The 12,551-nt window shown below is 44.0% G+C and carries 12 protein-coding genes; 6 read left to right on the forward strand and 6 right to left on the reverse strand.

Annotation, left to right across the window (positions count from 1 at the left end; translation table 11 throughout):
* The first annotated feature begins 3 nt into the window (after window positions 1-3).
* The 5 genes from B649_RS03900 to B649_RS03920 all read left to right on the forward strand — a co-directional run bounded on the left by B649_RS03900 (window position 4) and on the right by B649_RS03920 (window position 6,038).
* A complete protein-coding gene (locus B649_RS03900; protein WP_015653202.1) occupies window positions 4-1,368 on the forward strand; it encodes a circularly permuted type 2 ATP-grasp protein in 1,365 nt (454 codons plus the stop codon).
* Between the two features lie 11 nt (window positions 1,369-1,379).
* The gene (locus tag B649_RS03905; RefSeq protein WP_291750934.1) at window positions 1,380-2,063 is read left to right on the forward strand and encodes an alpha-E domain-containing protein; all 684 of its coding nucleotides are present in this window, start codon (window positions 1,380-1,382) and stop codon (window positions 2,061-2,063) included.
* Window positions 2,064-2,074: 11 nt separating this feature from the next.
* Complete coding sequence (locus B649_RS03910) at window positions 2,075-3,013, forward strand: M14 family metallopeptidase (RefSeq protein ID WP_041192557.1); 939 nt, start codon at window positions 2,075-2,077, stop codon at window positions 3,011-3,013.
* A complete protein-coding gene (locus tag B649_RS03915; protein ID WP_015653205.1) occupies window positions 3,010-3,939 on the forward strand; it encodes a M14 family metallopeptidase in 930 nt (309 codons plus the stop codon). The genes B649_RS03910 and B649_RS03915 overlap by 4 nt, the downstream gene beginning before the upstream one ends.
* 77 nt (window positions 3,940-4,016) lie before the next feature.
* On the forward strand, window positions 4,017-6,038 hold the full coding sequence (locus tag B649_RS03920; protein WP_015653206.1) for a diguanylate cyclase: 2,022 nt from the start codon (window positions 4,017-4,019) through the stop codon (window positions 6,036-6,038).
* 2 nt (window positions 6,039-6,040) lie between these two features.
* Here B649_RS03920 and B649_RS03925 read toward each other — a convergent pair whose 3' ends face one another.
* Window positions 6,041-7,330: a sensor domain-containing diguanylate cyclase gene (locus B649_RS03925; protein WP_015653207.1), complete on the reverse strand. Its 1,290-nt coding sequence runs from the start codon at window positions 7,328-7,330 to the stop codon at window positions 6,041-6,043.
* A gap of 3 nt (window positions 7,331-7,333) precedes the next feature.
* Complete coding sequence (locus B649_RS03930; protein WP_015653208.1) at window positions 7,334-7,777, reverse strand: GatB/YqeY domain-containing protein; 444 nt, start codon at window positions 7,775-7,777, stop codon at window positions 7,334-7,336.
* 58 nt (window positions 7,778-7,835) lie between these two features.
* Here B649_RS03930 and flgH point away from each other — a divergent pair, with 58 nt between their 5' ends.
* Window positions 7,836-8,552, forward strand: coding sequence for a flagellar basal body L-ring protein FlgH (flgH, locus tag B649_RS03935; protein ID WP_015653209.1), 717 nt, complete (start codon window positions 7,836-7,838; stop codon window positions 8,550-8,552).
* Window positions 8,553-8,694: 142 nt separating this feature from the next.
* On the opposite strand, the gene B649_RS03940 is transcribed toward flgH, so the two are convergent.
* The 4 genes from B649_RS03940 to trmB are packed head-to-tail and all read right to left on the reverse strand — an operon-like array spanning window position 8,695 to window position 12,548.
* Window positions 8,695-9,909: a peptidoglycan DD-metalloendopeptidase family protein gene (locus B649_RS03940; RefSeq protein WP_015653210.1), complete on the reverse strand. Its 1,215-nt coding sequence runs from the start codon at window positions 9,907-9,909 to the stop codon at window positions 8,695-8,697.
* Window positions 9,910-10,722, reverse strand: a complete 813-nt coding sequence (locus tag B649_RS03945; RefSeq protein ID WP_015653211.1) for a hypothetical protein — start codon at window positions 10,720-10,722, stop codon at window positions 9,910-9,912.
* Complete coding sequence (locus tag B649_RS03950) at window positions 10,709-11,380, reverse strand: ABC transporter ATP-binding protein (protein WP_015653212.1); 672 nt, start codon at window positions 11,378-11,380, stop codon at window positions 10,709-10,711. The genes B649_RS03945 and B649_RS03950 overlap by 14 nt, the downstream gene beginning before the upstream one ends.
* Window positions 11,373-12,548: a tRNA (guanosine(46)-N7)-methyltransferase TrmB gene (trmB, locus tag B649_RS03955; protein WP_015653213.1), complete on the reverse strand. Its 1,176-nt coding sequence runs from the start codon at window positions 12,546-12,548 to the stop codon at window positions 11,373-11,375. Before trmB ends, B649_RS03950 begins: the two co-directional genes overlap by 8 nt.
* Window positions 12,549-12,551: the final 3 nt, after the last annotated feature.

Genomic DNA, 12,551 nt, shown 5'->3' on the forward strand with positions numbered 1-12,551 from the left:
AGAATGCTTGAACCTGTGTGTCCAGAATTACAAAAGTTTTATGATATCTTTGATGGCGTAGATCAAAGTAAAGTTTCCGAATTTAAAGAGTTTCTAGAGGCCAATGCGGTAAATTTCAATCTTTTTAAAGATGGAACATTTATAGAACGCTCTTTCCCTTTTGACATGATCCCCCGTATCATCCCCAAAGCAGAATTTGACGCCTTAGAAGCAGGAATTATCCAGCGCGTTAAAGCTCTCAACGCTTTTTTAAATGATATTTATAACGATCAAAAAATCGTCAACGATGGAGTTGTACCACGTGAGTACGTCGATTCGGCAAAAGCATTTTTGCCGGAGTTTATGGGTGTGAATCCTCCCAAAGGGGTTCGTACACACATCAGCGGTATCGATCTGGTCAAAGATGCGGTGAGCGGCAAATGGGTGATTTTGGAAGATAATCTTCGTGTCCCCAGCGGGGTAAGTTATCCCCTCACTATCCGTCGAGCGTTTCGTCATACGTATCCGGAATTTTTTGAATCGATGAAAATCAGTAAAATTAAACATTACGGTGATGAGCTCAAAGCAGCGATGGATTATGTCAATACCGGAGGGCTCAATGTCGTCCTCACTCCGGGACGCTACAACTCTGCGTATTATGAACACAGCTATTTGGCTAAAATCACCGGAGCGACTCTCGCTTCGGGGGATGATTTGGTGGTTGAAAATGATGAGGTTTTTTTATGCTCATATGACGGTGAACGTCAGCGTATCGGAGCGATCTATCGGCGGCTCGATGATGATTTCCTCGATCCCGAAGAGTTCGAGCCTGATAGCTTGATCGGAGTAAAAGGGATCACGCGAGCGTATCGTGCCGGAAATGTTGCCATTATGAACAGTATCGGAAACGGTGTTGCGGATGATAAAGGGATCTATTATTTCGTCCCTCAAATGGTCAAATACTATCTGGATGAAGAACCGATTCTCTCGAATGCTCCGACCTATCTGCCCTACTATGAAAAAGATCGAAAATACGTTCTGGAGAATATCGATAAACTTGTTATCAAGGACGTTGCTGAAGCGGGAGGATACGGTGTATTGTTCGGGAATCGCTTGACTCCTGAAAAACGTGCCGAAATTATCGAAATGATTTTGGCAGAACCGCGCCGCTGGATTGCTCAAGAGGTAATCGAATTTTACGATTTACCGTGCATGATGGAAGAGGGTATCGTCCCTCGTAAAGCCGATCTACGCGCTTATGTGATTCATGGCGAAAAAGTGACGGTCAGCATGGGAGGATTAACCCGTTATGCGATGGAAGAGGGGAATTATTTGGTGAATTCGTCTCAAGGAGGCGGCTTTAAAGATACATGGGTGGTGGAACTATGATAATCAACGGTATGGCAATTTCGGTAAATACCGCGCAAAGACTTTATTGGTTCGGGCGCTATGTTCAAAGAGCAGAGACAATGCTCAAAGAGCTGGTCAACAGTTACGATTACGTGATTGACCGGGATTTCGAGGATGGGCGAAAACTCTATACAAAACTGGGGGTAGAGATCGAGTACAAAAATGCGCTCGATTTTTTGAAACAAGGGGTGTATGGAACGTACGGCGGAAGTGTTGAGCAGATTATCAGCTGGGCACGCGAAAATGCCATTGAGACACGTCATCTGCTTGATGAGAGGGGTTTCGCCACCCTCAATAAAATTCATAATCAATTGGTTGCGGGGCGGGATCGTGCCGTGAGCCCTACCAATCTCGAAGAGATTATCGATAATTGCAGTTTGATATTAGGGATATTTTCAACCGAACTGGATCGTACCAGAGCGTATCAATTGATCCGGTTCGGACAGCAGATCGAGCGGTTTGATCTCATTCTACGACTTTACGGTGAAATTGAGATGGTAACGGCTGATATTGAAGTGATTAACAGTATTGCGAGACAGCTGAACCGTAATTATCGCCCTATCAATGTCACTACGTCGGATATTTCAAAATTCCTGCTTTTTCTCAACAGTGTCGTTGATCGAGTGATCCATAAAGATACCTGTGCTTCAGCCGTTTCGCAATCACAATCATGAGCGGTGAGGGTATGGGTATCATTGAAGAGGTTTTTTCGATCGATCTTCCGGTCGGGGAGCAGTTTCGGATTCAGCGGTGCCGATATACACCTGAGAATGGAGAAACAAAAAAGCGGATTTCGATTGTCAGCGGAATCCATGGGGATGAACTGGAGGGGCAGTATGTCTGTTTTCTCCTCGGCGAGTGGCTTCGGGCCAATCCTGATAAGATTAAAGGGACCGTTGATATCTATCCTGCGATTAACAGCCTTGGGATTGACAGCATTACCCGCTCCGTTCCCTTTTACGATGTCGATTTGAACCGTATTTTTCCCGGCAGTAAAAACGATTTTCTCCCCGCCCAGATCGCCGATGGGGTGGTTAATGCCATGAAGGGTTCCGAAATCGCCATCGATATCCACTCCTCAAACGTTTTTTTACGGGAGATTCCTCAAGTGCGTATCGCAAAATCCCAAGCCCAAATGCTTGTGCCGTTGGCCAATAAACTCAATATCGATTTTGTCTGGGTGCATGATGCGGTAACGGTTTTGGAATCGACCTTTGCTCATGCGATGAATACATTGGGAACAAAGACGCTTGTCGTAGAAATGGGTGTTGGGATGCGCTTAAGCAAAGGGTATGGGCATCAGCTTTTGGATGGGCTGCTAAACCTGATGGCGGAAGAGGGATTTTTAGCGATTGAACCGCTGAAGGTACGCCTTCCGATACAGTCGCATGTAGGAGAAGTCGCGTATCTGAATGCTTCGTGCCCTGGATTATTTGTCCCCTCGATCGAACACTGCCAAATGATCGAGAAAGGTTCCGTTGTGGGACAAATCGTCGATCCTCTCAGCGGGGTAACGCTCGATGAAGTGATCGCTCCGATCGGAGGGATACTCTTTACCCTTCGAGCGTATCCAATTGTTTATGAGGGATCGCTTGTCGGTCGAATTTTCGGAGAAAATGGATGAAACGGATCGAAATACTCAATTTTAAATCTCCGAATCGTGCTCCTCTTAACGTGGAAGGCTTCGTATTCGGTGAAGATGCTAAAGGCCCCTCCATTGCCATTGTCGGTGCGATGAGCGGTGATCATATCAATCAGCTCTATGTTGCGTCGCGTTTGGTGGATTATCTGCGTCAAAAAGAGGAAGAGGGGAAAATAAGCGGTAAGATTTTAGTTATTCCGGCGGTTAATACGTACGCTTTGAATATGGGACAAACCTTTTGGCCTCTCGATAAAACCGATATCAATATGATGTTTCCGGGGTATGCTCAGGGTGAAACCACTCAGCGGATTGCCGCGAAGCTGTTTGAATCGCTTCAGGGATACGATTATGGGATCATTTTGGAAGGCCGCCGTGATCAGGGGATGTGTATGCCCTATGTCAAACTCATTAAAAGTGATTATGAAGATATGGAATCGGCCTATGCTTTAGGGATGCGTTTTATCCATTATCGTCCTTATAGTCCGCTAGAGACCGTGATGTTGCAGTACAACTGGCAGCTTTGGGGGACAAAAGCTCTCTCCATCGTTTTTGGTAAAAACGGTTCAATCGATCATACCGCCAGCCGTGAAGTGCAAGACTCATTGGTACGCTTAATGTCAAAGCAGGGGATGTTAAATGTCCCGATATTTGACGGCTTTCAAAGCAACATTATTTTTCCTGAAAATATTACGGTTCTTAAAGCATCCTATGCCGGTATTTTTGATTCATTGGTATCCTGCGGCACCACGGTTGAAAAAGGGGATACATTAGGACGTATTACCGATGCTCTCAGCGGTGAGAAGCTAGAGAAAATTATTGCCCCGATCGGAGGAGTATTGACGTGCCAGTATTCTCATCCTCTGATTTTCCAAAATTCAATTGCCTTTAGGATTGCTTCCGTAGAATAAAGAAGCCTTCCGTTAGGATTTTAAAAGTTTCGTGTTATAATGATTTTATATTATGAAAGAATAGATGGGAATTTTCAATGAAGTCGTACACAACTTATAAAAGGCTCATCGCCAAAACGGTTATACTTTCGCTAGTAGCAAGTTTGGCGGTTGCCTTTGTGTACGGTGTTTTTATCAAAAAACGAGCTATTGATGACCTTGCTCGTGTTGATGCTCGAAAAACAAGCCGATTAGCATTTGAGGCTCTTTACTCCGCGATGGAAAAAGGGTGGAGTAAAGAAGAACTGGATGCGATTATTCTTCGTTTGAACAAAGTTGAACCCAATATGCGGGTAAATGCTTATCGCAGTCCTATCGTTTCAGAGTTGTTCGGAGAGCGTCCGCAAGACAAGCAGATCCGCGAACATGATCCGATGGTTTTACGGGCGATGAAAGGGGAAGAGATCCTCACCGGAGATGAAGAGATCCGCTATCTCTATCCGATTGTTGTTAATCAAGAGTGTCTTTCATGCCACACGAATGCCAAAGTTGGAGACATTAACGGTGTTATTGACGTCCGTTTTCCGGTAGCCAATCTCAAAATCTCATTGACGACGATGATTAATTCCTTTATTATTTTCTTCGTCGTCTTTACGATTATGATTTTCGCCATTTTGTATTTTAGACTCAATGCCCTATTGGTACAGCCTATCAACCAATTTATCGTGATGATCCAAGAGATTATCAGTAAAAACGATATGGCCAAACGGGTGAGTCTCAAGACCAAAATTTTAGAAGTAAAAAATATCGAGAATTATTTTAATAAAATGCTCGATTCGATCCAAGATTATTATGAAAAGCTTCAAGAACTCTCCGATCGCGATTATCTCACCGGACTTTACAACCGTCGAAAATTTGAAGAGTTTTTGACCTATGAGATTAAACGCTCTGTGCGTCACCGTCACAAGTTTACGATTTTGATGATCGATTTGGATAATTTTAAATACATTAATGACACGTACGGGCATGCTTCAGGGGATTTGGTTCTCAAAGAGGTGACCAATATTTTCGGTACAAATCTTCGAAACGCGGATATATTGGCCCGTTTGGGAGGCGATGAATTTGCGGTACTTCTCCCGGAAACGCCGTATGAAAATGGGTATGCAGTCGTTGAAAAACTTCGTTCACGTCTTGAGGCAACCCCTATTTCATTGATGTTTGATCAGATTACTTTGACAGCAAGTTTCGGAATTGCCGAGTATCCTGAGCAGGGAGAAAACATCGAATCTCTTCTTACGGGATCGGATTTGGCAATGTATAAAGCCAAGCGTGCAGGAAAAAATACGATTGCACGTGCCGATCAAAGTGATCAGGAAATGGCCGCTGAGATTCAGAAAAAAGGGGAGTTTCTCCGTCGTGCGATTGATGAAGATCGCGTTGAGCCGTTTATCCAGTCGATTTACCATGTCGAAACAGGCAAATTATTCGGATATGAAGTATTAGCCCGTATTCGTGACGGTAAACGTTACATGGCGGCAGGGCAATTTATCGAGGTCGCGGAAAGCTTAGGGTTCGCCTCGAAAATCGATCAGATTATTTTGACCAAAGGTCTCCGTATCCGAGAAGAAAAAGGGTGGTGGGATAAGCGGTTTTTCTTTAACCTCTCTACGAACAGCCTCTTTGGTGGGGAATATGTAGATTTGATTCAAGCGCATTACAGCAGTAATCCGATGCCGTCATTAAACAGCGGCGTAACCATCGAAATTTTAGAGCGTGAAGCGATCCATAATGTTAACGGTTTGATGGAAATTATCGAATCGATGAAAAATATCGGGATCAGCTTTGCTCTGGATGATTTCGGATCAGGATTTTCATCGTTTGTTTATCTCAAATATTTTGATACGGAGTATGTAAAAATCGATGGTGAATTCGTTAAAAATATTACGGTGAATGAAAAAGATCGTATTTTTGTCAAGCATATTCATCAAATTGCAAAAGAATTCGGCAAACAGACGATTGCAGAGTATGTGGAAGATGAAGAGACCCTTGAGGTCCTCAGAGAGATTGGAGTCGATTACGCTCAAGGATACCATTACGGTCGTCCTGAGCTGCTGGCGTAATCTTACTCTACCCGATTACGGCCATTTTGTTTGGCAAGATAGAGCTGTGCATCGACGGTATGGATATATTTTTGAATGGTATCTTTGGTAACAAACGATAGATCATTGGTATCGATTTTACATACGCCGATACTTACAGTATACGAAATATCGGAATTTTCATACGTAAGCTCTTGCTCAGCAGTCGCGAGACAGATTTTTTCGGCGAGAATATGGGCTTCATTGTAATTCGTTGATGGGAGGAGGATTAAAAACTCTTCGCCGCCGAATCTAAAAATAAAGTCCGATTTACGGAGATTTTTTTGTAAATTTGCGGCAAAATTTTTGATTACTTCATCCCCCGCGAGATGCCCGAAACGGTCGTTTATCTCTTTGAAATGGTCCAAATCACACATAATCATCGAGCAATCGCTTTCAGTTGCTTTGGCTATTTCGACTTGCCCCATAACGATTTTTTCAAAGAGTCGTCGTCCGAGAAGACCGGTTAAAGGGTCTTTGCTGTATTCACCGATAATGAGCATATCATTGATAATCGCAATTTCATTGCCGATTTCAAGTGAGGTGTAGTCAAGGTACTGTAAGAGTTGAATCATATTTTTATGCTCGATGATTTTGGATCTATTTTGAGCAAAAATATTGGATGCTAACTCATGCAGGTTGATGTGAAGCCGTTGGATATCGGCGAAGTGGCTTGTTGTGGAGAGATAGGGGATAGAGGGGTTATGGAGCCATTGACCAAAAGAACACTTGGTATGATCAAGCTCGCACTGACTCCCTTCTCGTGCAGTCCCTTGTAATTCTGCGATAAGTACCAGCATCCATTCCAAATGGTGCTGATAATGGATCATCAGATGCTTTTCAATCAAGTGTGAGAGATGAGAAAGACGTACGTGATGTTTCGTTGCTAGTTTACGTAAAAAATGGCGGTAGTACGCTTCTGCAATACGAGATTCCAGATCGGTAAAATGGGCATTGGTATCGTTAATAAAGGAACATTTCTCTTCCGAGGCCAAAAGGCTTAATATTGCTCTGGCGACATTGGAGAGCTCACTGTGAACAAAAAGGTAGGGAAGGTCATTGTGAATACAAAATTCTAGGTAATCTTCAATCGCTTCGCTTTCATCTTGAGTATCAAAGAGATTAAATACACTCAGAAGTTTCTCTTTTTGTTCATTGATGGTTTGCGCATAAGAGGAATCTTGCTTTGCAAAGCATTCACTGGTTTGTACTTCTTGGGTAAAACGCTCTAATGTTGAGCGAATAACCGGTAAATAGACTTTCCATTTCAGCATTAATTAGCTCAAAAGTGCTTTCGCACACTCGTTGATCCGTTTTCCGTCGGCTTGAGCTCCCAAAGTTTTAGAAGCGGCACCCATAACACGGCCGATATCTTTCATGGAGGCTGCACCTGTTTCTGCAATAATCGTGCGGATTGCATTCTCAAGCTCTTCATCACTCAGTTGTTTCGGCAGATAGGTTTCGAAAATAGCCGCTTCTGAAGCCTCTTTTTCGTATAAATCTTCACGTCCGGCATCACGGTATTGGCTCATGGCATCGTTGCGCTGTTTAACCTGCTTTTGGATGATTTTGATAATATCGTCATCACTGAGTTCTTTACGCTCATCAACTTCGATTTGCTTCATTGCACTACTGAGAAGACGCAAAGCATCACGCAAAGGGGCATTTTTTTCTTTCATAGCGGTTTTAATGTCATTACTGATTTGTTCTTTTAAACTCATCGGGATCCCTTGGAACTATTTTTGCTTTATTATAGCTAAATATGACTTGGATGGAATTATGCGCATACCTCTTTATTTATCGATTCTTTCCGCATCGTTGTTGTTAAGCGGGTGTACAGCGCATCTTACAGAGCCTGAAATTGCATTTACTCCCCCTAAATATGTTGAAGAGATGCCATCACGTGAAGAAGAGAACAGCTTTGTTGCGCGGGGAAGTTTATTCGGTCAGGGTGATAGCCCATTGTTTTCGGATCACAAAGCAATGCACGTGAATGATATCGTGACGGTTGTGATTTCAGAAACGGCAACCAGCTCAAATAAGGCGAGTAAAGCGCTCACAGAAGCCGATACATTGGGGCTAAACGGAGGATTGTTCAGTTCAACGGGGCAAAATTCTGCGGTAAATTCCGCCGTGAATAAACTCAACGGTGTTGCGAATATCGGATTTAGTGCCGGATCAAGCTCGGATTACTCAGGATCGGGATCATCGACTAAAAACGCTACCTTTACGACGACTGTATCGGCACGGATTGTGAAAGTGATGGCAAACGGGAACTATTTCATCACCGGACGACGTGAGATTATGGTGGATGAACAAAAACAGGTTATGCAGCTCAGTGGGGTAATTCGTCCGTATGATATCGATCAAAACAATCAAATCAATTCATCAAAAATCTCGGACGCAAAAATCCTTTATGCGAATGAGGGAGATATTGACCGTTCTGTGAATCAAGGATGGGCAAGCAAAATAGTCGGAGCCGTCTGGCCGTTTTAATAACAGAATATGGAGATTTTTCTCCCGCATCAGAAATATGCGGGTAGCTTTAGAGGGATGCAGGGGACATTTGTCCCCGCCACTTTGCGGGCTCACGTGCCCTTTGGGTATTGCCCGAAAAGTGTGTAACAACATTAAATTATTAGCGGATCATCTGGAGCGGGTCGATATGGGCGTTACGCTGCGTGACCTGGAACATCAGTTCCCGTCCTACGCGTCCGATGATTGATCCTTGCTTGAGCCGTTTGCCTACCTCTACCGTAGGGGCGATTTTATCCAAGTGGGCATAGATCGTATGCAGACCGTTATCATGTTCGATAATAATGACATTTTCGAGCATTGCGGTAGGTTTTGCCAAGATTACCTTGCCGTTTAGGACCGATCGGACTTTGGCATCGGCTTCGGTCGGTCGAAGGGATACGGAATCATTAAAGATTTTGATCCCATATATTGGATCGGTATAGGGTCCGAAACGTTTGGTCACTACATAGCCATCGAGTGGGGCAATGGTATGTTCCCCTGCGTAACCGGCAACACTGGAAGGACGATAATCCGCAATCGCTTGTTTGACGTTTTCCGGGACCGGTTTAGCACCGGGTTTAGCGGCTACAAGCGGTGGAGGAGCTTTTTTAGGTTTGAGTGATTCACGTTTGATAATATTGAGATTGGCAAGGGTGTTTTGGAGTGAACGCTGTTGGTTAAGAATTTTGTCCAACGATTTTTTATACAGACTCTTCTCTTTTTCGAGGAGTGCAATCGCCTTTTCATTCTCTTTTTTGGTTTCAAGTACCTTGTTTTTCTCCTGATCGATTATGGCAATCGATTTTTTTAACACGGTTGTCTGGGTAGAGAGTCCGGCGATTCGTGCATTGTTTTCGACAAAGAGGGTATTGAGCTGTTTAATCTCTTCGTTGATCTGTTTCAGATGGAGTTTCAGGGCTTCTTCGGTGATGATGGCATCGGCCTCTTTCGCTCGGTCATCATTGATGAGCAATGAGATAGAGGTATTGCGGGCGATGGCAAAAACAAGACGCTGCTCAATATCGTTTTGGGTTTTAATCAAAAGCCCTTGTTGTGTCTCCAATCCTTTAAGGGTTGATTTATTGGATTGATACACGGTCTCTTTTGATTTAAGTTCTTCGACGAGGGTACTGATTTGTTGTTGCTGTGTACCGATAACCTGCTTTTGCTGCAGGATTTTTGAGGCGGTTGCTTCGAGCTTCGCTGTAAGAGTTGAATAGGTCTGTTTGGTTTCAGTTAATTTTTTTGAGGTGTTTTGAATCTTTTCATCGATTTTAGCGCCCTGCAGTGAGAGGGCTAACAAAGAGACCAATAACAGCGAAAGGGAAAATTTCATCTATTCCTCTTCACGGTTGCCGATAACGATCGTAAGGGTTAATACAATCGATACACCTAACGCGATCAACAATGAACGCACGGCATCGTTTACAAAATCAAAAAGCTCGATAGTGATTCCTACAGTTCGCAACAATAGATCCATCCAGCCGTATTGTTCAATGATGAAAAATGCTAGACACAACACGATCGTTGCGATAATCGCATCCACGATCGCCAGACGAAAGAGAACTGCAGAACGAAGCCATACCGGAGCACCGAAAAGGGCCATGATAGACATTCGATCGGCATGTTGAAATTGCCACAAGCGCATCTCTTTGAGGATCAGTAACGAGGTAACGGCCGCGATAGCGATTGAAAAAATCTGAACAACATCTTTAAAGAGGAGCATCAGTTTATAAACTGTGTCATGGGTTTGAGCATACCCTTCTACCCGCTCAATCGCCGAGTGTTTTTGAAGCCGCTTTTGAAGTTTTTCAATCTCATAGGGGGTCGGGAAACGGCTTAGATAGATGCGGTAGAACTTCGGGAGAGTGAGTTTGAGCAAATCAAGATTTTTTTTGCTCATTTCTCCCTCGAGACGTTTTAAGACCTGATCGGTTGCGATAACATCACTGCGTTCAATAATTGAATCCATTGCTTTAAATTCTGTAGGGGTGAGGCTTTTGTTGGCAACTACGATGATTGAATAGTCATTTTTCAGACGTGTTTCGTAGGCTGCGATGGTGCGATCAACCGCAACATAAATCTGAACCGAAAACAAAACGGTAAAAAGGGCGATAATCAGAGAGATATGATTTTTAAGAGACTTCATGGATATTCCCCATCTCGATATGGTAGTGTTTGTATGGAATGTTTATGGTGTTTGGAATATTATGGGTCACAACGACGACCGTTGTTTTGAGCTGTGTATTTGCCCCCTCCAGCAGATTCCAGATTACTTGGGACGAATATTCATCTAAATTACCCGTCGGTTCATCCGCGAGGATCAAAATCGGATTATGGGCGAGCGCACGTGCCATCGCGACTCGCTGTTGCTCCCCGCCGCTCAGTTCAGGGGGATATTTGCCGCTTTGGTGAATCAGTTTGACATGTCCGAGGAGTTTTTGTACCTGTGTACTGCTGACATCTTTGGTATAGCCTGAGATGATGAGGGGAAGCATGACATTCTTCTCAATGGTCCACTCTTTGATCAGTTTATAATCTTGGAAAACGATCCCAATGTGGCGACGGAGGAAGTTGAGTTTTGAGGTACTGATACGGCTCATCTTAACACCGCCAACCATAAGCTGGCCTGCACGAGGTTCGATTGCACCGTAGAACGATTTGAGAAGGGTCGATTTACCGCTTCCGCTTGCTCCGGTTATAAATACGAAACTTCCCGCATCGATTGAGAAGTTGGCCTTTGAGATGATGGTTTCAAACTCTTTGTATGAGAGAGAGAGGTTTTCGGCAATAATGACTTTATCCATGCAGCAACTCGTCTAATAAGATATGGGCTTTGAGATTCGCACTGGTGCGAACCGGTAGGGATGGAAAATAGCGGGCAGAACCGTTTTCAATGAGTACATAGGTACTCTCAGGGCGATCGAAACTTCCCATCGCCAAACGGAGCATCCCGCCATCTTCACCGACACGGAAGATTCTCTCAACATGGATGAATCCCCATTCTTGTTTGTAGGTCTCTTTGGAGAGGCGACCCAGTGCATCGCTACCAATCGGTGTCGATGAAAATGCAAAATTTCCGCTCATGTCGGGTTCGGGAGATTCAGTTTCACAGGTGAAGGTGACATCATAGATGTTTTTCTCCATTTTCTTCCAGCGGTCTTCGTATTTGCTTACAATGGCTATCTCTTGATTTTTACGGACATCGAAACGGCTTATAGCCGGAGAACTGAATGTCTCTAGGGCAAAACGGTAATAGTTTTCGCTGTCGGTGCGAAGTTCTAAGGTTCCATCGACACAGAGTACCCGCTCCGATTCTCTTAAAAAGTCTTCGGAAATAACACGACGGTGGGGTTTTTTGTCCCATGGCACCGGAAAATGGACATAGATTTTACCGACGATATTTGAGGGGACAAATTCTAGAAAAAGTCGCGCATCGTAATCGAGGATCATGATGTTGGTGAGGTTTTGGATAACGATTTGTTTGAGTGCCTGTTCGATTGAGGGTTTATGAATCTCCAACCCGATAAACAATACCTCAGGATTTGCCGCCGCTTGGTGGAGGAGATGGCGGGCAGAACCGAATCCGACTTCGATTCGGACTTCTTGCTCACGCGGAAAATTATCGGCAAAAAACTGGATCGTTTTTAGGGCATCATGGGTTTTGAGATGGGTATTTTCAGGGGCATTATCGACATTTGAATCCAGTACAACCGATCCTGAGCACTCCGCGTAAGCGAGGAGTGCGTGTTTGAGGATAAAGTTCGGAGAAGGGCGGGTGATTTTATCGCTTTTGAGAAGCTCTTTCGTATCCCCTTTTTTATGAACTAAAAAGAATTCTCTTCCCTTATAGCGTGTTGCAATAAGTGCTCCCTCTTTGTCGTCTTTATAGTCGGCTTGAAAGAGAAACTCTACATCGCCGCAGCGTGTCGGCAAGGTGAGCGGTTTAAACGATTCGATGTGTAAATGCGGCATACT

Source organism: Candidatus Sulfuricurvum sp. RIFRC-1 (assembly GCF_000310245.1).
Classification (GTDB): Bacteria; Campylobacterota; Campylobacteria; order Campylobacterales; family Sulfurimonadaceae; genus Sulfuricurvum.

Bases quoted from the DNA above. Each gene is read 5' to 3' on its own strand.
- B649_RS03900 (WP_015653202.1), top strand. From the start codon at position 4: ATGCTTGAACCTGTGTGTCCAGAATTACAAAAGTTTTATGATATCTTT.
- B649_RS03905 (WP_291750934.1), top strand. From the start codon at position 1,380: ATGGCAATTTCGGTAAATACCGCGCAAAGACTTTATTGGTTCGGGCGC.
- B649_RS03910 (WP_041192557.1), top strand. From the start codon at position 2,075: ATGGGTATCATTGAAGAGGTTTTTTCGATCGATCTTCCGGTCGGGGAG.
- B649_RS03915 (WP_015653205.1), top strand. From the start codon at position 3,010: ATGAAACGGATCGAAATACTCAATTTTAAATCTCCGAATCGTGCTCCT.
- B649_RS03920 (WP_015653206.1), top strand. From the start codon at position 4,017: ATGAAGTCGTACACAACTTATAAAAGGCTCATCGCCAAAACGGTTATA.
- B649_RS03925 (WP_015653207.1), bottom strand. From the start codon at position 7,330: ATGCTGAAATGGAAAGTCTATTTACCGGTTATTCGCTCAACATTAGAG.
- B649_RS03930 (WP_015653208.1), bottom strand. From the start codon at position 7,777: ATGAGTTTAAAAGAACAAATCAGTAATGACATTAAAACCGCTATGAAA.
- flgH (WP_015653209.1), top strand. From the start codon at position 7,836: ATGCGCATACCTCTTTATTTATCGATTCTTTCCGCATCGTTGTTGTTA.
- B649_RS03940 (WP_015653210.1), bottom strand. From the start codon at position 9,909: ATGAAATTTTCCCTTTCGCTGTTATTGGTCTCTTTGTTAGCCCTCTCA.
- B649_RS03945 (WP_015653211.1), bottom strand. From the start codon at position 10,722: ATGAAGTCTCTTAAAAATCATATCTCTCTGATTATCGCCCTTTTTACC.
- B649_RS03950 (WP_015653212.1), bottom strand. From the start codon at position 11,380: ATGGATAAAGTCATTATTGCCGAAAACCTCTCTCTCTCATACAAAGAG.
- trmB (WP_015653213.1), bottom strand. From the start codon at position 12,548: ATGCCGCATTTACACATCGAATCGTTTAAACCGCTCACCTTGCCGACA.